Origin of the sequence: Roseococcus microcysteis, from assembly GCF_014764365.1 — a bacterium.
Lineage (GTDB): Bacteria > Pseudomonadota > Alphaproteobacteria > Acetobacterales > Acetobacteraceae > Roseococcus > Roseococcus microcysteis.
On record NZ_CP061718.1, the window covers coordinates 2,143,746 to 2,162,213 of the forward strand.

14 protein-coding genes and 1 tRNA gene are annotated in these 18,468 nt (G+C 72.7%); 11 read left to right on the forward strand and 4 right to left on the reverse strand.

The annotated features are described in order from the left end of the window. The first annotated feature begins 3 nt into the window (after positions 1-3). The gene (locus ICW72_RS10350; RefSeq protein ID WP_191082631.1) at positions 4-2,643 is read left to right on the forward strand and encodes an MMPL family transporter; all 2,640 of its coding nucleotides are present in this window, start codon (positions 4-6) and stop codon (positions 2,641-2,643) included. Continuing rightward, a complete protein-coding gene (gene gph / locus ICW72_RS10355; RefSeq protein WP_191082632.1) occupies positions 2,640-3,269 on the forward strand; it encodes a phosphoglycolate phosphatase in 630 nt (209 codons plus the stop codon). Before ICW72_RS10350 ends, gph begins: the two co-directional genes overlap by 4 nt. 2 nt (positions 3,270-3,271) lie before the next feature. On the opposite strand, the gene ICW72_RS10360 is transcribed toward gph, so the two are convergent. Next, the gene (locus ICW72_RS10360) at positions 3,272-4,030 is read right to left on the reverse strand and encodes a DUF3108 domain-containing protein (protein WP_191082633.1); all 759 of its coding nucleotides are present in this window, start codon (positions 4,028-4,030) and stop codon (positions 3,272-3,274) included. Positions 4,031-4,123: 93 nt separating this feature from the next. Here ICW72_RS10360 and ICW72_RS10365 point away from each other — a divergent pair. Beyond that, positions 4,124-4,198, forward strand: a tRNA-Val gene (locus tag ICW72_RS10365). Positions 4,199-4,318: 120 nt separating this feature from the next. Here the strand turns inward: ICW72_RS10365 and ICW72_RS10370 are convergent. Beyond that, positions 4,319-5,224: a LysR substrate-binding domain-containing protein gene (locus tag ICW72_RS10370; RefSeq protein ID WP_191082634.1), complete on the reverse strand. Its 906-nt coding sequence runs from the start codon at positions 5,222-5,224 to the stop codon at positions 4,319-4,321. Between the two features lie 209 nt (positions 5,225-5,433). Between ICW72_RS10370 and ICW72_RS10375 the strand changes: the two genes are divergently transcribed. From ICW72_RS10375 to ICW72_RS10410, 8 genes are all read left to right on the forward strand, one after another. Continuing rightward, positions 5,434-6,414, forward strand: a complete 981-nt coding sequence (locus ICW72_RS10375; RefSeq protein WP_191082635.1) for a Bug family tripartite tricarboxylate transporter substrate binding protein — start codon at positions 5,434-5,436, stop codon at positions 6,412-6,414. Positions 6,415-6,478: 64 nt separating this feature from the next. Further along, positions 6,479-8,551 carry a hydantoinase/oxoprolinase family protein gene (locus ICW72_RS10380; protein WP_223880520.1) on the forward strand — a complete coding sequence of 691 codons (2,073 nt, stop codon included), beginning with the start codon at positions 6,479-6,481 and terminating at the stop codon, positions 8,549-8,551. Between the two features lie 11 nt (positions 8,552-8,562). Then, positions 8,563-10,197: a hydantoinase B/oxoprolinase family protein gene (locus tag ICW72_RS10385; protein WP_223880521.1), complete on the forward strand. Its 1,635-nt coding sequence runs from the start codon at positions 8,563-8,565 to the stop codon at positions 10,195-10,197. A 64-nt stretch (positions 10,198-10,261) separates the two neighbouring features. Beyond that, positions 10,262-11,242 carry a Bug family tripartite tricarboxylate transporter substrate binding protein gene (locus tag ICW72_RS10390; protein WP_191082638.1) on the forward strand — a complete coding sequence of 327 codons (981 nt, stop codon included), beginning with the start codon at positions 10,262-10,264 and terminating at the stop codon, positions 11,240-11,242. Positions 11,243-11,245: 3 nt separating this feature from the next. Beyond that, positions 11,246-12,862 carry a hydantoinase B/oxoprolinase family protein gene (locus ICW72_RS10395; protein WP_191082639.1) on the forward strand — a complete coding sequence of 539 codons (1,617 nt, stop codon included), beginning with the start codon at positions 11,246-11,248 and terminating at the stop codon, positions 12,860-12,862. Next, positions 12,859-14,955: a hydantoinase/oxoprolinase family protein gene (locus ICW72_RS10400; RefSeq protein WP_191082640.1), complete on the forward strand. Its 2,097-nt coding sequence runs from the start codon at positions 12,859-12,861 to the stop codon at positions 14,953-14,955. The genes ICW72_RS10395 and ICW72_RS10400 overlap by 4 nt, the downstream gene beginning before the upstream one ends. A gap of 13 nt (positions 14,956-14,968) precedes the next feature. Beyond that, on the forward strand, positions 14,969-15,760 hold the full coding sequence (locus tag ICW72_RS10405) for an enoyl-CoA hydratase-related protein (RefSeq protein WP_191082641.1): 792 nt from the start codon (positions 14,969-14,971) through the stop codon (positions 15,758-15,760). 101 nt (positions 15,761-15,861) lie between these two features. Further along, complete coding sequence (locus ICW72_RS10410) at positions 15,862-16,836, forward strand: Bug family tripartite tricarboxylate transporter substrate binding protein (protein WP_191082642.1); 975 nt, start codon at positions 15,862-15,864, stop codon at positions 16,834-16,836. Between the two features lie 33 nt (positions 16,837-16,869). On the opposite strand, the gene ICW72_RS10415 is transcribed toward ICW72_RS10410, so the two are convergent. Together ICW72_RS10415 and ICW72_RS10420 are read right to left on the reverse strand one after the other, a co-directional pair. Continuing rightward, complete coding sequence (locus ICW72_RS10415) at positions 16,870-17,112, reverse strand: hypothetical protein (RefSeq protein WP_191082643.1); 243 nt, start codon at positions 17,110-17,112, stop codon at positions 16,870-16,872. Between the two features lie 57 nt (positions 17,113-17,169). Beyond that, the gene (locus tag ICW72_RS10420; RefSeq protein WP_191082644.1) at positions 17,170-18,465 is read right to left on the reverse strand and encodes an LLM class flavin-dependent oxidoreductase; all 1,296 of its coding nucleotides are present in this window, start codon (positions 18,463-18,465) and stop codon (positions 17,170-17,172) included. Positions 18,466-18,468 lie beyond the last annotated feature (3 nt).

Genomic DNA, 18,468 nt, shown 5'->3' on the forward strand with positions numbered 1-18,468 from the left:
GCCATGAATGCCTCCCCGCAGCCATCCCCCCCGGGGGCGCTGCTGGGGCGGCTGGTGGTCGCGCTGGTCGGCCGCTCGGTGCGCTGGCCCGTCGCCACGCTGCTGCTCTGCGCGGTGGTGACGGTCTTCGCGGCCTGGCTCACGGTCACGCGCTTCACCCTGGATTCGGACGTCTCGAAGCTTTTCCCGGATGAGCTCGGCTGGCGGGTGTCCGAGCGCACCCTGGCCGAGGCCTTTCCCGAACGCACCGACCTCGTCGTGGCCGTGCTGGACGGGCCCGATGCCGGGCGCCTCGACCGCGCGGCGGAGGCGCTGGCCGAGCGCCTGCGCGCCCAGCCCCAGCTCTTCCGCACCGTCCGCCGCCCCGATGCCGGGGAATTCTGGGACCGCCACGGCCTGCTCTTCCTGCCGGAGGCCGAGGTCGCGGCCGTCGCCGAACGCCTCATCGAGGGCCAGGCGCTGCTGGGCACCATCGCGGCCGACCCCTCGCTGCGGGGCCTCGCCGAAATCAGCCGCCTCATGGCCGAGGGGCTGGCGCGGGGCGAGGCGGAGCCCGACCGCGTGGCCGGCCCCCTGCACGCGCTCGCCGCCGCCGCCGAGGCCGCCACGCGCGAGGCCATCGCGCCCCCCGACTGGCGCGCCCTGATGACGGGGCAGACGCCCCGCCCCTCCGAGTTGCGGCGCTTCGTCATGATCCAGCCCACGCTGGACTACGCGCAGCTTTCCGCCGGCGCCGCGGCGTCGGAGGTGATCCGCGAGGAGGCCCGCATGCTGGGCCTCGCGGAAGAGGGGATGCGCCTGCGCCTGACCGGCCCCGTGCCCATGGGCGATGAGGAATTCGCCACCGTGGCCGACGGCGCGGTGCTGACAGGCGTGCTCTCCTTCGTGCTGGTGGGCATCCTGCTCTGGATGGCGCTGCGCTCCTGGCGGCTGATCTGGCCGCTGCTGGCGCTGACCATCGTGGGCATCTTCTGGACGGCCGCCTTCGGCATATTGGCGGTGGGCAGCTTCAACCCGCTCTCCATCGCCTTCGCGGTGATGTTCATCGGCCTGGGCAATGATTTCGGCACGCAATACGCCGTGCAGTTCCGCGCCGAGAGCGCGCGCCTCGGCCAGGTGCGCCCCGCGCTGATCGAGGCCGCGCGGGTGGCCGGCCCGGGCATGACGCTGGCGACGCTGGCCATCGGCCTCAGCTTCTTCGCCTTCATTCCGACCGACTACCGCGGCGTGGCGGAGCTGGGCCTCATCGCGGGGGCGGGCATGTTCATCGGCTGGCTGCTGGCCATGACCATGCTGCCCGCCCTGATGCTGCTGGCCCGGCCGGGGCGCGAAATGCGGGAGGTGGGCTACCCCGCCCTGCGCCCGGTGGACCAGTGGCTCTCCCGCCATGCGCGGCTGGCCGGCACGCTCGCCTTGCTGCTGGCGCTGTTCTGCGCCGGCGCCAGCTACTGGCTGCGCTTCGACACCAACCCCATCAACCTGCGCGACCCCCAGGCGGAATCGGTTTCCACCTGGCGTGACCTGGCGCAGGACCCGGACACCGACCCCAACACGCTGGAAATCCTGGCACCGGACCTTGAGGCGGCGCAGGCCCTGGCCGCGCGGCTGGACGCCCTGCCCGAGGTGGCCCGCGCCACCACCCTGGCCGACTTCCTCCCGGGCGGGCAGGAGGCCAAGCTCTTCCTCATCGAGGACGCGGCCATGCTGTTGGGGCCCGCTTTGGCCCCCACCCCGCGCGAGCCCCCCACCGAGGCCGAGACCATCGCCGCCCTGCGCGAGGCGGCCCTGGCGCTCGCGGCCCTGCGCGGCACGGGGCCCGTCGCGGCCGATGCCCGCGCGCTGGCCATCGCCTATAACCGCCTCGCCGACGGGCTGCCCGCGGGGCGCGAGGCCCTGGCCGAAGCCACCCTGCCCGGCCTGACCGACACGTTGCGCCGGGTGCGCCTGCTGCTCTCCGCCGGCCCCGTGACGCTGGAAACCCTGCCCGAGGCGCTGCGGCGCGACTGGATCACCGCCACGGGACAGGCGCGCATCGAGATCGCGCCCTCCCCCGGCGAGGGCGACGAGACCACCCAGCTGCGCCGCTTCGCCCGCGCCGTGCAGGCGGTGGCGCCGGATGCGACGGGGCTCGCCATCTCGGCGGTGGAATCCTCCGCCACCATCCAGGGGGCCTTCATCCTCTCGGGCGTCATCGCCATGACGGTGGTGGTGCTGCTGCTCTGGGTGGCGCTGCGCTCGCTGAAGCTGTCGGTCCTGGCGGTGGCGCCGCTGGCGCTGGCGGGGCTACTGACCATGGCGCATTGCGCCCTGCTGGGGCCGGACCTGAACCTCGCCAACATCATCGCCCTGCCGCTGCTGTTCGGCATGGGTGTCGCCTATGACATCTACTTCGTGACCGCCTGGCAGCAGGGGCGGCGCGACCTGCTGGCCAGCCCGCTGAACCGCGCCGTGATCTATTCCGCCGTGACCAACGCGGCCGCCTTCGGGGCGCTGATGGTCTCGCCGCACCCGGGCACGGCCAGCATGGGCGTCGTGCTTTCCATCAGCCTTGTCTATTCGCTGGCCTGCGTGATGCTGGTGCTGCCGCCCTTGCTGAAACTCTTCGCCACGCCGACGGAACGCCCCCAGACGGAACGCCCATGAAGCTTGCCATCTTCGACCTCGACGGAACCCTGGTGGACAGCGCGCCGGACATCGCCGCCGTGCTGAACCGCGCTTTGGCCCGGCAAAAGCTGGCCCCCTTCACCGTGCCCCAGGTGGCGGCCATGGTGGGCGACGGCGCCCATGCCCTGCTGGTGAAGGCCTTCACCGCCCGCGGCGCCACCCTGACCGATGACGTGATCCCGCCCTTCCTGGCCGATCTGGAGGCCAACAGCGCCAACCTCACCCAGCCCTATGAGGGGATCGAGGCCGCGCTCGCCACCATGGGCGTGGCGGGCTGGCGCGCCGCCGTCTGCACCAACAAGCCCGTGGCCGCCGCCCAGGCGCTGCTGCGGGCTTTGGGCATGCTGCGCTTCTTCGAGCTGGTGGTGGGCGGCGACACCCTGCCCGTCCGCAAGCCCGACCCCGGCCATGTGCGCGGCGTGCTGGAGGCCATGCACATGTCCCCCGCGCAATCCGTCATGATCGGCGACCACCAGAACGACATCCTGGCCGCCAAGGGCGCCGGCGTGCGGACGGTCTTCGCCGCCTGGGGCTATGGCAGCGGCGAGGGCGCGGATCTGGTGGCCAGGCGCCCGCAGGACCTGCCCTTCCTGCTGGGGGGCTGAACTCAGTTGCTGGCCGGCGCCTCGCGCCGCAGATCCATCAGCGTCGCCTCGATGGTGCCCCACCAGCGGCTGCCGAGTTCCACGCGCTCCGGCACCGCCGGGTGGCCGGGTGCGCGGGGGCCGAAGTCGGCCAGGATGCGAAGCGGCTCGCGCGCCTCGGCCGCGTCGCGGTCCAGGGCATAGCCGGCCAGTGTCCGCGCCTCGATCACGCAGCGCAGGCGGGGCCCTTCCGCCGGCGCGGGGTCACGCGCCACGGCGAATTGCGTGAGGCGCCGCCCGTCGAAGCCGCGCGCCCCCGTCTCACAGGTCGAGGTTTCGCGCACATGGCGCGCCAGCCCCGCCAGGGCGGACAGCCCGTCCATGGTGCCCGGAATGGCCGAGGCCGGCACGGGGCTGCGCGGCATGTCCTGGGCGGGCGTCAGCACCGCCACGCGCGGCGCGCCATCGGGCCCGTATTCCAGCCGGGTGCGGCGCATGACGCCGCGCCAATTGCCTTCGCTGACATGGACGCGCGGCCGGGGCAGCCCGGCCACCCACTGCCCCTCGGAGCGCGAGACCTGCTCGCCGCGCAGGAACAGCCGTGCCACGCCCAGCGAGCGCGCGCGGGTCTCCACCCTGTAGCCGGGGCCGTCCAGGGCGAAGCGCAGCTCGACCTCCGCGATGGGCAGGCCGGCAGCATTGATGAAATAGGTGGCACGCCAGGGTTCGGCCGCGGCCGGCGTGGCGAGAAGCAGCAGCAGGGGAAGCGCGCGCAGGGCCATGCTTGCGCATATGCGCTTCACGGCCGCCCATACAACCGGCAGGGACCGCGCTTGACAGATCGCCGCCTTCGCCGCAAAGGAGCGGCCACGGATGGGCGCGTAGCTCAGCGGGAGAGCACTGCCTTCACACGGCAGGGGTCACAGGTTCAATCCCTGTCGCGCCCACCATCCTTTCAAGCACTTACAGCGCATCGCGGCCAGGCGGCGAAAGCCTCGGAAGCACATAGGTAGCAGCGCCGCACGCTTGGCCCTCGGCCGAGTCCTGTCCCGGCCATCGGTACAGGCTGGTTATCCGCTGGCGTCCGCCACCTCCCCGAGCAGCCAGTCGCGGAAGGCGCGCAGCACGGGATGTCCCGCCGCCCCCTCCGGATAGGCCAGGCTATAGGCCTCGCCATCATCCAGCGGCAGGTCGAAGGGGACCACAAGCCGCCCCGCCGCCAGCTCCGGCTCCACCAGGAAGCGCGGCATCAGCGCCACCCCCAGCCCGGCCGCCGCCGCTTCCGCCACCATGGCGTGGTGCTGGTATTGCGGGCCGCGCAGCCCATCCACGCCCGTCACGCCATGCGCCTGCAGCCAATGCAGCCAGGCGCGGGGCCTCGTGGTCTGCTGGAGCAGGGTGTGGCGGACCAGCGCCGCGGGCGCCGGCAGCCCGCCCCCGGCCAGCAGCGCCGGCGCGCAGATGGGCACCCGCACATCCCGCACCAGCGGGTGCAGCGTGACGCCCGCGCGCGGCACCGCGCCCATGTAGATGGCGGCGTGAACCCCCTCGCCCGCGAAATCCAGCGGCCGCGGCAATGTGGTGTGGTTGCGGATATTCACCACGACCAGCCGATGCCGCGCCTGGAAGCGCGGCATGCGCGGCATCAGCCACCTCGCGCCGAAGGTGGGCGAGACGACCAGGTTCAGCGTGCCGCCCGCGCCGCGATGCGCCAGCACCTCCTGCGTCGCGCTGTCAATGCGCGCCAGCGCAGCACTCACCTCCGGCGCATAGCTGGCGGCCGCGGCGGTCAGCACCAGGCGCTGCCGCACCCGCTGGAACAGGCGCAGGCCAAGCTGGCCCTCCAGCGCGGCCAGCTGTCGGCTCACCGCGCTCTGGGTCAGGGACAGCTCCTCGGCCGCGCGCGAGACGCTCAGATGGCGCGCGCAGGCCTCGAAGGCCCGCAGCCAATGGGTGGGAGGCGTGTGGCGATGCATGGCGCGTCTCCGGTCACTTCATTCCATACCCTCATGGAAACATGACGGCTTTTCAGTAGCGAGCAGGACATTCCTGCCCTTACGCTCCTGCTTAACGGTCTCGGACAGAAAGACATCATGCAGCATGGACATGACCCGCGCTGGACGCGGGCGGCCATGCGCTCAAGGGGAAGGGCAACGCCGGTCATGGCCCACGGAAGGAATTGCGCATGACCGACGCCATCACCTCACGCCGAATGCTGCTCGCCGCGGGCTTCGGCACCGCGGCCGCCCTGCCGGCACGCGCCGCCTGGACGCCCAGCCAGCCCGTCCGGCTGCTGATCGGCTTCCCGCCCGGCGGGGCCGTGGACATCGTGATCCGCATCGTCGCCGAGGGCATGCTCCGCCTGCGCGGCGTCGCGACCGTGCCCGAGGTGCGCAGCGGCGCCTATGGCTTCATCGCGGCCCAGGGCGCGGCCCGGGCGGCGCCCGACGGCTACACCCTGGCCAGCGCCATCATGGGCAACATGTCCGTGGCACCCGTCATGCCCGGGGTGGCGGTGCCCTTCGACCTGGACCGGGAGCTGGTGCCGGTCTCCAACCTCGCCGGCACGCCCATGGCGCTGGTGGCGCGGCCCGATGCCCCCTTCGCCGACCTCGACGGCCTGGCCGGCTTCGCGCGGGGCCGTGACGGCGCGGCCACCTATGCCTCGGGCGGCACCGGCTCGATCAACCACCTGGCGGGCGCCCTGCTGGCGGGGGTGCTGGGCGTGCGGATGACGCATGTGCCCTATCGCGGCGGCGCGCCCGCCGTGCTCGACGTGACGGCGGGGCGGGTGGATGTGATGGTGGCGAACCTCGCCGAGGTCGCGGGCCAGCTCCGCGCGGGGCAGCTCAAGGCCATCGGCATCACGGCCGCGCAGCCCAGCGCCATGGCGCCCGATCTCGTCCCCCTCGCCGCCCGCGTCCCGCAGCTCGACATCACCAACTGGTTCGGACTGGTGGGCCCCGCGGGGCTGCCGGCCGATGTCCGGACCGGCCTCGCCGACCTCTTCGACGTGGTGCTGCGCGACGCGCAGACCGCGAACACCCTGCGGCAGCGCGGCCTCGAACCGCTGCCCGAGGCGGGCCCCGCCTTCGCTTCCCGCATCCGCCGCGACCGCGAGCGCTGGCGGCAGGTGATCGAGGCCAACGCCATCCGCAGCGACTGAACCGCGGCCAAGACGGGGCCCCCGTGCCCAGCAAGGCGCCATGCGCGCAAGGATATGGAAGTTCATGACAGCGTCACTTTCCCTCGGCATCGACATCGGTGGCACCTTCACCGACCTCGTCCTGCTCGACCCTTCCGATGGCCGCATCGTCATCTGGAAGGAGAGCACCACGCCTGACGAACCCGCCCGCGGGGCCATGACGGGCGTGGCCCGGCTGCTGGAGAAGGCCGGCGTGGCGCCCGGCCGCGTGGGCCGCGTGGTGCACGCGACGACGCTGTTCACCAACGCCCTGATCGAGCGCAAGGGCGCCCCCACCGGGCTGCTGACCACCGCGGGCTTCGCCGATGTGCTGGAGATCGGGCGCGAGCGGAAATACGAGCTCTACGACCTGTTCCTGGAGATGCCACAGCCCCTCGTGCCCCGCCCCTGGCGGCGCGAGGCGCGCGAGCGCCTGGCGCCCGACGGCAGCGTGGAGGTGCCGCTCGATGTGGACGCGCTGCTGGAGGAGGTGGCGCTGCTGGTCAGCCAGGGCGTCACCAGCCTCGCGGTCTGCTTCCTGCACGCCTACGCGAACCCCGTGCACGAACGCGCGGCGGAGGCGGCCATCGCGGCGCGCTTCCCGGGGCTTTCCCTCTCGCTCTCGGCCGATATCGCGCCCGAGATCAGGGAATATCCGCGCACCGTCACCACCGTCGCCAATGCCTATGTGCGCCCGCTGGCCGAGACCTATCTCGACCGGCTGGAGGCGGAGCTGAAGCGCGCCGGCATCCCGGGCGAGCTGTTCCTCATGCTGTCCAGCGGCGGCTTGACCCATGTGGCGGAGGCCAAGCGCGCCCCGGTGCAGCTGCTGGAGAGCGGCCCCGCGGCCGGCGCGCTGGCCGGCGCCTGGTTCGGCCGCCAGGCGGGGCTGGACCGGGTGCTCGCCTTCGACATGGGCGGCACCACCGCGAAGCTCGCCCTGGTGGATGAAGGGGAGCCGCTGGTCGCCTGGGGCTTCGAGGCGGCGCGCACCAAGCGCTTCCTGCGCGGCAGCGGCCTGCCCATCCAGATCGCCACCGTGGAGCTGATCGAGATTGGCGCCGGCGGCGGCTCGATCGCGCGGCGCAGCGAGCTCGGCACGCTGCATGTGGGCCCCGAAAGCGCGGGCGCGCAGCCCGGCCCCGTCTGCTACGGAAGGGGCGGCACCGAACCCACCGTGACCGACGCCGATCTCGCCCTCGGCTATCTCAACGGCGATTTCTTCCTGGGCGGGGCCATGCGCATCGACGCCAACACGGCCACCGAGGCGCTGGGCGCGCTGGCGGGGCGCATCGGGCTCGATGCATCGCGCGCGGCCTTCGGCGTGCATGACGTGGTGAACGAGAACATGGCGGGGGCGGCGCGCGTCGCCATCGCCGAGCGCGGGCGCGTCCCGCGCGACTACGCGCTGCTGGCCACCGGCGGGGCCGCGCCGGTGCATGCCTGGCAGGTGGGCGGGAAGCTCGGCATCGGGCGGGTCATCTGCCCGCCCGGCGCCGGGGTGGGCAGCACCATCGGCATGCTGATGGCGCCCGCGCGCGTGGACCGCGTGGCCTCCTTCAACCAGCCGGTCGCGGCGGCGGACTGGGCCGAGGCACAACGGCTGCTGGCCGCGCTGGAGGCGGAGGCTGCCGGGATCATCCGCGCGAGCGGCGCCGATATGGACCGGCGCACCACCCGCCGCCTGGCCGACATGCGCTATGTGGGCCAGGGCTCCGAGATCACGATCGCGCTGCCCGAGCCGCTGTCGGAGCAAGGGGTGCTCGCGGCGTTCGAGGCCGCCTATCGCCGCCTGTTCGGCCGCACGCCGCCCGGCGCCGCGGCGCAGTTCGTGGCGCTGCGCCTGTCGCTGGCGGCACCCATGCCGGGCGCGGGCTCGGCCCTGCGCCTGCAGACCCACGCGGCGGACACCGCGCTGAAGGGCCGCCGCCCCGTGCATTTCCCGGAGGCGGAGGGGATGGTCGAGACCCCCGTCTATGACCGCTACGCCCTGGCCGCTGGCACGCAACTGCCCGGACCCGCGGTCTTCGAGGAGGACGAAAGCACCTTCGTCGTGGGCCCCGACGCGCGGATCAGCGTCCTGCCCGACCTTTCGATCCTGGCCGAGCGGCTGAGCTGAGGATGCCCGACATGGAACACACCCCCCGCAGCTTCGACGCGGTCGAACTCGAACTGCTCTGGCGCCGCCTGATCTCGCTGGTGGACGAGGCGGCAGCGGCGCTGGTCCGCACCTCCTTCTCGACGCTGGTGCGCGAGAGCTATGACTTCTCCTGCGTGGTCACGGATGCCCAGGGCCAGTCGCTCGTGCAGGCGACCGAGAGCATCCCGAGCTTCATCGGCACCCTGCCCGAGACGGTGAAGCACTTCCTGCGCTTCTTCCCCGCCGAGGCGCTGCGCCCGGGCGACGTGCTGATCACGAACGACATCTGGCTCGGCACCGGCCACCTGCCCGACATCACGGTGGCCAAGCCCATCTTCCGCGAGGGCCGGCTGGTGGCGTTCAGCGCCTCCACCGCGCACGCGCCGGACATCGGCGGCAAGATCCGCAGCCCCGAGCCGCGCGAGGTGTTCGAGGAGGGGTTGCAGATCCCGCCCATGAAGCTGCTCCGCGCGGGTGAGCCGGACGAGACGCTGGTCGCGATCATCCGCAAGAACGTCCGCACGCCCGAACAGACCATGGGCGACCTCTGGGCGCAGGTCGTGGCCCTCGACCTGATGGAGGAGAGGCTGCACGTCCTGATGGAGCAGGCCGGGCTGCACGACCTGTCGGACCTGGCGCGGGAGGTGCAGGCGCGCTGCGAGAACGCGATGCGCGCGGCCATCGCCGCCCTGCCGGACGGCACCTACCACAGCGCCCTGCAGACCGACGGGCTGCTGGACAAGCCCGTGACGCTGCGCATGGCGCTCACCATCGCGGGCGACCGCATCGAGGTGGACTACAGCGGCACCGACCCGCAGGTGGACCGCGCGATCAACTGCGCGCTCTGCTACACCTATGCCATGACGATGTACGGGGTGAAGGTCTGCACCACCCCCACCTTGCCCAACAATGAGGGTGCCTGGCGCCCCATCTCGGTGAAGGCGCCCGAGGGCTGCATCGTGAACCCGGTCTTCCCGGCCTCGGGCGGCTCGCGCATGCTGATCGGGCATTACCTGCCCATGCTGGTCTTCGGCTGCCTGGGCCAGGTGGTGCCCGAGCGCGTGATGGCCGCCTGCGGCTCGCCCATGTGGGGCATGAACCAGTCGGGCGTGAACGCGGCCGGCAAGCCCTATGCGAACATGTTCTTCTTCAACGGGGGCATGGGCGGGAACGTGCATGGGGATGGCATTTCCTGCCTCTCCTGGCCCTCCAACGTCTCCTCGACGCCGGTCGAGATCAGCGAGCACATCGCGCCCCTGCGCATCCACCACAAGCGGCTGCGCCCCGACAGCGGCGGGCCGGGGCGGCACCGGGGCGGGCTCGGCCAGGAAATCCTGATCGAGAGCCGCTCCGACACGCCCATCGCCGTCTCCTTCCTGGCCGAGCGCACCATCTTCCCCGCCTTCGGCATCGAGGGCGGGCAGGCCGGCGCGCCCGGCATGCTGCGCATCAATGGCGAGAAGGTGGACCCCAAGCGCCAATACGTCCTGCAACGGGGCGAGACGGTGCTGCTCGCCACGCCGGGCGGCGGCGGCCATGGCGACCCTGGCCTGCGAGAGGCGGGCGCGCGCGCGGCCGACCTCGCCTCCGGCCATGTCACCGACGCCACGCCCTACGGCCCGTGACGGCGCCCTGCGGCGCCCCACCGGCATCACCGCTTTCGGACCAGAACAGGGAAGGATGAACATCATGCGTAGACGCAGCCTCGCACTCCTGCCGCTTGCCACATCGCTCGGCGCCGCGCCGCTGGGCGCGCCTTCCGCCCAGACGGCGGCCTTCCCCACGCGGCCGGTGCGCATCGTGGTGCCCTTCGCCGCCGGGGGCACGGCCGATGTGCTGGCCCGCCTGGTGGGGGAGCGCCTCTCGGCCAAATGGGGCCAGCCCGTGCTGGTGGAAAACCGCCCCGGCGCGGGCGGCAATATCGGCGCGGAGCAGGTGGCGCGTGCGGCGGGTGATGGCCACACCCTGCTGCTGGGCACCATCGGCATCCACGCCGCCAGCTCGATCTACGCCCGCCTGCCCTACAACCCGGACACCGATCTCGCACCCGTTACGGTGCTGGCCGAGATGCCCAACGCGCTCATCGTCCACCCTTCGGTGCCGGCGCAGAACCTCCAGGAGCTGATCGCGCTGGCGCGGGCGCGGCCCGGTGCGCTCACCTTCGGCTCGGCCGGCAGCGGCAGTTCCACCCACATGGCGGGCGAGTTGTTCATGCAGGTGGCCGGCGTGCAGATGACGCATGTGCCCTATCGCGGCAGCTCCGCCGCCCTGACCGACCTGATGGCCGGCAGCATCCAGCTCATGTTCGAGAACGTGCCGACCGTGCCGCCCCTGGCCCGCGCGGGCAGCGTGCGGGCGCTGGCCGTCACCTCGGCCGAGGCGGTGGACGCGCTGCCCGGCGTGCCGCCCGCGACGCAGGCGGGCCTGCCCGACTATGTGGCGACCGCCTGGATGACGCTGGCCGCCCCCGCCAGCGTGCCCGCGCCGCTGCTCCAGCGCCTGAACGCCGACACGGTGGCGGTGCTGAACGAACCCGCCATCCAGGACCGGCTGCGGCAGCTCGGCGCCATCAAGCGCGGCCTCTCGGTCGAGGAGAGCCGCCGCTTCTTCGCGGAGGAGACGCGCAAATGGACGCGCGTGATCCAGACCGCCAACATCAGGGTGAACTGAGGCATGGCTACGGCGCCGCGGGCCTTCGATCCCGTCCTGCTCGAACTGCTCTGGACCCGCCTCGCCTCGTCGGTGGACGAGGCGGCCGCGGCGCTGCTGCGCACCTCCTTCTCGACGATCGTGCGCGAATCCCACGACTTCGCCTGCGTGCTGGCCGACGCGCAGGGCCGTTCGCTGGTGCAGGCGACGGATGGCGTGCCCTCCTTCCTCTGCACCGTGCCGCGCACCATGCGGCACTTCCTCGACGAATACCCGGCCGAAACGCTGGCGCCGGGCGATGTGCTGCTGACCAACGACATCTGGATGGGGACAGGCCACCTGCCCGACATCACGGTGGCGCGCCCCATCTTCCGCCAGGGCCGCCTCGTCGCCTTCGCGGGTTCGGCCGCGCATGCGCCGGACATCGGCGGGCGCATCCGCACCGCCGAAAGCCGCGAGGTGTTCGAGGAAGGCCTGCAGATCCCGCCGCTCAAGGCCGTACGTGCGGGCGTGCTGGACGACACCTTCGCGCGCATGCTGCGCAAGAACACGCGCGTGCCCGACCAGGTGATGGGCGACCTCTTCGCCCAGTTCACCGCGCTGGAGCTGATGGAGCGCCGGCTGCTGGCGCTGATGGACGAATACGGGCTGGACGACCTGGGCGCGCTCGCCACCGAGATCCAGTCGCGCTCCGAACGGGCCATGCGCGCGGCCATCCGCGAGGTGCCGGACGGAACCTACCGCGCCGAGGTGCTGACCGACGGCCTCGAACAGCCCATCCGCCTCGTGCTGGCGCTGCACAAGCGGGGCGAGGACATCGTGGCGGATTACACGGGCACCGACGCGCAGGTGCCGCGCGGCATCAATGTCTGCCTCTCCTACACCTTCGCCTACACCGCCTTCGCCCTGAAGGCGGCGCTCTGCCCGGAGGTGCCCAACAATGAGGGCGCGTTCCGGCCTGTGACGGTGGAGGCGCCGCGCGGCTGCATCCTGAACTCGACGCCGCCGGCGGCCGGCGCCAACCGCGCGCTGACCGGACATTTCCTGCCGCCGCTGATCCTGTCCGCGTTGGCCCAGGCCATTCCGGAGCGCGTCATCGCGGGCGTGGGTTCGCCCCTCTGGAGCCTGAACTTCGCCGGCCAGCGCGCGGATGGCAGCACCACCGCGAACCACTTCTTCATGAATGGCGGCTACGGCGCCTCCGCCCTGCGCGACGGGCCCAACGTCCTCTCCTGGCCGAGCAACGTCTCGGCCGCGCCCGTCGAGATGATCGAGCAGCACAACCCCTTCCATGTGCGCCACCGCCGGCTGCGCGCCGGCACGGGCGGGCGGGGCCGGCACCGTGGCGGCACCGGGCAGGAATGGCTGTTCGAGAACCGCGCGGCGGGCCCCGTCGCCGTCACCTTCATGGCCGAGCGCACCCGCATCGAGGCCGCCGCCCCGGGGCTCGCGGGCGGGGAGGCCGGCGCGCCCGGCGCGGTGCTGGTCAATGGCGTGCCGGTGGACCCCAAGCGCCAGCACATCCTGGCGCCGGGCGACACGGTCGAGCTTCGCACACCGGGCGGCGGCGGCTTCGGCCCGCCCGCCGAGCGCGACCCCGCGGCGATCGCCGCCGACATCGAGGATGGCTTCGTCGCATGAGGGCCCCGCATCTCGCCCTCGCCGTGGACATCGGCGGCACCTTCACGGATGTGGTGGTGCTGGACCAGCGCACGGGCCGCTTCCACGCCCATAAGGAACTGACCACTCCGGACAACCCCGCGCGCGGCGTGGTGACGGGCATCGCGCGGCTCTTCGCGCGCGAGGGGTTGGCCTGCGCCGATGTGGGGCGCATCGTCCACGCCACCACGCTGTTCACCAATGCGCTGATCGAGCGGCGGGGCGCGCGCACCGGGCTGATCACGACGGCCGGTTTCCGCGACACGCTCGAAATCGGGCATGAGCGGAAATACGAACTCTACGACCTGCATCTGCCCCTGCCGGAACCGCTCGTCCGCCGCAGCCTGCGCGAGGAGGCGATCGAGCGCATCGGCCCCGATGGCGGCATCGAACAGCCGCTCGATGGCGGCAGCCTGCGCGCCGCGGCGGCGCGGCTGGTGGACAAGGGGGTGGAATCCCTCGCGGTCGTCTTCCTGCACGCCTATGCGAACCCCGCGCATGAACAGGCGGCGGGGCGGATCCTGGCCGAGGCGCATCCGGGGCTGCCGGTCTCGCTCTCCAGCGAGGTCGCGCCGCAGATCCGGGAATACGACCGCACCTCCACCACCGTCGCCAATGCCTACATCAAGCCGCTGGCCGATGCCTATCTCGGCCGCCTCTCGACCGATCTGCGGGAGCTGGGGCTGCGCGCGCCGCTGTTCATGATGCTGTCCAATGGCGGCCTCACGCATCTGGAAGAGGCGCAGCGCGTGCCCGTCCAGCTGCTGGAGAGCGGCCCGGCGGCGGGGGCGCTGGCGGCGGCGGTGTTCGGCGCGCGCTCGGGCCTGCGGGACCTGCTGGCCTTCGACATGGGCGGCACCACCGCCAAGCTCTGCGTGGTGCAGGGGGGCGAGCCGCTGGTCGCGCACCGCTTCGAGGCGGGGCGGGAGCGGCGCTTCACCCGGGGCAGCGGCCTGCCACTGGCCATCTCGACCGTGGAACTCATCGAGATCGGGGCCGGTGGGGGCAGCATCGCGCGGCTGGACGCGCTGGGCCTGCTGAAGGTGGGCCCGCGCAGCGCGGGGTCCGAGCCTGGGCCGGCCTGCTACGCGCGCGGCGGCACCGCGCCCACCGTGACCGATGGCAACCTGCTGCTCGGCCTGCTGGACGCGGAGGGCTTCGCCGGCGGGACCATGCGCCTCGACGCCGGCGCCGCCGAGCGCGCGGTGGGCGAGGTGGCGACGCAGGGCGGCCTCGCCACGACGGAGACCGCTGCCGGCATCCATGCCGTCGTGAACGAGACGATGGCCGCCGCCGCACGGGTGCATGTGGCCGAGCATGGCCGCGACGCGCGCGACTTCGCGCTGCTGGTCACGGGCGGCGGCGGGCCGCTGCATGGTTGCGAGGTGGCGCGGCGCCTGGGCATCCGGCGCGTGGTCTGCCCGCCCGCGGCCGGCGTGGCCTCGGCACTCGGCCTGCTGCTGGCGCCCGCGCGGGTGGACCGGGTGGCGACGCTGGCGCGCAGGCTGGACCAGCTTCCGCCCGAGGCGCTGGAGGCCGCCTTCCAGCGCCTGGAGGAGGAGGCCGGCGCCGTGGTCGCGGCCACGCTCGGCCCCGATGTCCCGCGCGAGGTGCGCCGCGGCGCGGACATGCGCTTCGCCGGGCAGGGCTACGAGATCGTGGCGGCCCTGCCGCCCGGGCCTTATGACGCCGCCTCGCTCGCGCCCCTGCGTGACGCCTTCCTCGCGGCCTATGACGCGATCTTCACGCGCCGCCCGCCGGTGCAGGGGATCGAGTTCGTGAACATCCGCGTCTCGGTCAGCGCGAAGCCGCCAGGAACTGCCCTGGAGCCCGGCCTCGCGGCCGCGCCGACGCCGGTGGGCGAGCGTGGGCTCCGCATCGAGGGGAGACTGGTGCCCGTGCCCGTCCATGCCCGCGCGGGGCTCGTAGCCGGCGCCCGCCTGCAAGGGCCCGCCCTGGTGGAAGACGGCATGTCCACCCTGGTGCTGCCGCCCGGCGCCGTGGCCTCGGTCGAGGCGAATGGCAACCTGGTCGTCACCCTGCCCGGGCCCCGGCAGGCGGCGCACACCCCCTGATGGAGCACGCCCCATGAACGAGGCCCGCATACGGCTCGATGTCGAGGACGGCATCGCGCGCCTGACCTTCGACCATCCACGCCGCCTCAACGCCATCACCGCCGCGATGTGGCGCGAACTGGCCGAGGCGCTGGCGCGGGTGGAGGCCGACCCCGCCGCGCGCGTGCTGCTGCTGGAAGGCGCGGGCGACCGCGCCTTCTGCACCGGCAACGACATCAGCGAATTCGAGACGCTGCGCGCCGACCCAGACGCCGCCGCGCGCTACAACGAATTGCAGCACGTGGTCGCCGCGCGCCTGCGCGAGCTGACGAAGCCCGCCATCGCCGCCATCCACGGCCATTGCCTGGGCGCGGGCATGGAGATCGCGCTGATGTGCGATCTGCGCCTGTGCAGCGCGGAGGCCACCATGGGCGTGCCGGCCGTGAAGCTCGGCCTGCCCTACCGCGCCGAGGACATCGTGAAGCTGCTCGACGTGATCGGCGAGGCGGCGGCGCGCGAGATGGTGCTGCTGGGCCGCCGCCACGGCGCGGAGGATATCCGGCGCCTCGGCCTGGCGCACCGCGTCCTGCCAGACCGCGCGGCGCTGCGGGAAGAGGCGAAGGCCATGGCGGAGGAGTTGGCGACGAATGCGCCGCTCAGCCTCGCGGCGGCGAAGATCGCCTTCCGGGAACTGGCCCGCCGCGACGGCCCGCCCGACCTGGCGCGTGCCCAGGCCTGGGCCGACCGTTGCTATGCGAGCGAGGATTACGCCGAGGGAAGGCGCGCCAAGCTCGACAAGCGGCCGCCACGCTTCACGGGACGCTGACGCCCGCCGTGGTTGCCCCGCCGGACGGGGCCCGCCTAAGCTTTCCTCGGCAACTCCCGCCCGCGACATGATGGCGGGAGGCCACCCGGAGGAAAACCAAGATGCTGCAACGCCGTCGGCTCATCGCCGCGTCAGCGACCCTTCCCCTTGCCGCGCCGGCCCTGGCGCAACGGCCTTGGCCCAACCGGCCTGTCCGCGTGATCGTGGGTTTCCCGCCGGGCGGCTCGCTCGACGTGATGACACGGCTGGCCTGCGAGCAGATGCAGAACAGGCTGGGCCAGAGCTTCTATGTCGAGACGCGCTCGGGCGCGTCCGGCAATATCGGCACCGAGGCCATCGCGCGCGCCACCCCCGATGGCTACACCATCGGCACGGTCAGCATGCACAACCTGCTGATCAACCCGCTGCTGTTCCGCCGCCTGCCCTATGATCCGCAGCGGGATTTCGCCTGGATCAGCGCGATGTGGGACCTGCCCAATGTCGCCGCCGTGCCGGCGCAGCACGTGCCGGCGCGCACCCTGGCCGAGTTCATCGCCTGGGCGCGGGAAAGGCCGCAGGGGGTCAGCTTCGGGTCCTCGGGCGTGGGCACCACCATCCATCTCTCCGGCGCCTATCTCATGGCCCAGGCGGGGCTGCGGGCCGAGCACGTCACCTTCCGGGGCGCGGCGCAGACCATCCCCGCCATGCTCTCGGGCGATATCCAGATCGCGGTGGACAACCTCGCCTCCTATGTGGGCGTGATCCAGGACAACCGCATCCGCCCGCTCGCCGTCACCACGCAGGAGCGCTGGCCGGCCCTGCCCGATGTGCCGACCATGGCCGAGGCCGGCTTCTCCGGCCTCTCCTACGGGCCCTGGCACATGTGGGCCGCGCCGGCCGGCACGCCGCGTGCGGTGATAGACCGGCTTTCCGAGGAAGTCCGCGCCGCCTTCTCGGATACGGCGTTGCAGCAGCGGGTCATCGGGATGGGCGCGCGGCTGCTCGGCACCACGCCCGAGGCGCTTCAGGAAAGGCTGGATCGGGAGCGGCCGATCTGGGGCGAGATGGTCCGCATCTCCGGCGCGCAGCCCGAATAGGGCGAGGGCGGCGCGGGTTCGGGGGGCGGCCGGCTACCGTCCCCCCTCCGCGATCAGGCGTTCCTTCGCCAGCGTCACGAGCTGCAACAGCGCCGCCCCCAGCGCCAGGCCGTCCAACCCCGCATCATCCTGCATGTCCGCGTGGCGGCGCATCTCGCCGGCGAACTGGTCCAGCATGCCGGCGGGGTCCGGGTGCTGGCGGGCCTGGGCCAGCAGCAGCCGCGCCACCACCGCCTCCAACGCGGCCAGGCGGATTTCGGGGTCGAGAGCGGGCATCGGGGGTCTCCATGATCCGGTGGGCGCATGGTGGGCCCGGTCATGGCGTCCCGGCAATCACCCCTCGCCGCGCGCCGGTCGCCGCAGCCCCAGCAGGTCGCGCAGGGTGGTGCCCTCGTAGCGCGTGCGGAACAGGCCGCGGCGTTGGAGGATGGGCACCACCAGCTCCACGAAATCCTCCATGCCGCCCGGGAAGTGCGAGGGCATGACGTTGAACCCGTCCGCCGCGCCATTCTCGAACCAGTGCTGCAAGGTGTCCGCCACATGCTCGGCCGCGCCGCACAGCACCCAGTGGCCGCGCGCCGCGCCCAGCAGGTTGTAGATGTCGCGCAGCGTCAGGTTGTCGCGCCGCGCCTTGTTCAGCAGGGCGCGCGCGAAGCCGTGCCCGCCGTCGAAGAGCGGCATCTCGCCCAGCGGCGCGTCCATGTCGCGGCCCGCCAGGTCCACGCCCAGCCGGTCCTGCAGAAGCTGCAGCGCATTGGTCGGGCTGATGAAGGATTGCAGCTGCGCCAGCTTGTCCAGCGCCTCGCGCTCCGTGCGGCCGACGATGGGCATGACGCCGGGCAGCACCGCCACCTCCTCCGCCCGGCGGCCCTGGGCGGGCAGGCGGGATTTCAGCGCGGCGTATTGCGCGCGCGCCTCCTCGAAATCCTGCACCACGGCGAAGACGACATCGGCGGTGCGCGCGGCGAGGTCGAGCCCGGCATCGGACCCGCCGGCCTGCAGGATCACGGGCCGCCCCTGCGGCGAACGGCCGATGTTGAGCGGCCCCTGCACGGAGAAATGCGGCCCCTCATGGTTCAGCTTGTGCAGCTTCGCCGGATCCACATAGAGGCCCGTGGCGCGGTCCGCGACCAGCGCATCCTCCTCCCAGCCATCCCAGAGGCCGCACACCACCTCCACGAATTCGGCGGCGATGGCGTAGCGTTCGGCGTGGTTGGGATGGAGCCGCCCGAAATTGGGCCCCGCCTGGGCGGAGGACCCCGTCACCGCGTTCCACGCCGCCCGCCCGCCGCTGATATGGTCCAGCGAGGCGAAGGCGCGGGCCACGCTCCAGGGGTCGCTGTAGGTGGTGGCGACGGTGGCGCCGAGGCCGATATGCTTCGTGACCATGGCGAGGGCCGAGAGCATGGTCAGCGGCTCCAGCCGCACCGTGTAGGAGGGATGGGCGCCCGGGTCGGCGTAGAGGTTGTCGCCCATGAAGATCAGGTCGAAGCAGCCGCGCTCGGCCTGGGCGGCCATGGCCTGGATGGCGCGGATGTCCTGGAAGCTGGTGACGGCGCCCGGCATGCGCCAGCCCGCCACATGGCTGCCGGTGCCGAGCAGGAACAGGCCGAGATGCATCTGCCGCATGAA

Coding starts and splice junctions, on each gene's coding strand:
- gph (WP_191082632.1), top strand. CDS start 2,640: ATGAAGCTTGCCATCTTCGACCTCGACGGAACCCTGGTGGACAGCGCG.
- ICW72_RS10390 (WP_191082638.1), top strand. CDS start 10,262: ATGCGTAGACGCAGCCTCGCACTCCTGCCGCTTGCCACATCGCTCGGC.
- ICW72_RS10380 (WP_223880520.1), top strand. CDS start 6,479: ATGACAGCGTCACTTTCCCTCGGCATCGACATCGGTGGCACCTTCACC.
- ICW72_RS10395 (WP_191082639.1), top strand. CDS start 11,246: ATGGCTACGGCGCCGCGGGCCTTCGATCCCGTCCTGCTCGAACTGCTC.
- ICW72_RS10385 (WP_223880521.1), top strand. CDS start 8,563: ATGGAACACACCCCCCGCAGCTTCGACGCGGTCGAACTCGAACTGCTC.
- ICW72_RS10400 (WP_191082640.1), top strand. CDS start 12,859: ATGAGGGCCCCGCATCTCGCCCTCGCCGTGGACATCGGCGGCACCTTC.
- ICW72_RS10415 (WP_191082643.1), bottom strand. CDS start 17,112: ATGCCCGCTCTCGACCCCGAAATCCGCCTGGCCGCGTTGGAGGCGGTG.
- ICW72_RS10350 (WP_191082631.1), top strand. CDS start 4: ATGAATGCCTCCCCGCAGCCATCCCCCCCGGGGGCGCTGCTGGGGCGG.
- ICW72_RS10360 (WP_191082633.1), bottom strand. CDS start 4,030: ATGGCCCTGCGCGCGCTTCCCCTGCTGCTGCTTCTCGCCACGCCGGCC.
- ICW72_RS10370 (WP_191082634.1), bottom strand. CDS start 5,224: ATGCATCGCCACACGCCTCCCACCCATTGGCTGCGGGCCTTCGAGGCC.
- ICW72_RS10410 (WP_191082642.1), top strand. CDS start 15,862: ATGCTGCAACGCCGTCGGCTCATCGCCGCGTCAGCGACCCTTCCCCTT.
- ICW72_RS10405 (WP_191082641.1), top strand. CDS start 14,969: ATGAACGAGGCCCGCATACGGCTCGATGTCGAGGACGGCATCGCGCGC.
- ICW72_RS10375 (WP_191082635.1), top strand. CDS start 5,434: ATGACCGACGCCATCACCTCACGCCGAATGCTGCTCGCCGCGGGCTTC.
- ICW72_RS10420 (WP_191082644.1), bottom strand. CDS start 18,465: ATGCGGCAGATGCATCTCGGCCTGTTCCTGCTCGGCACCGGCAGCCAT.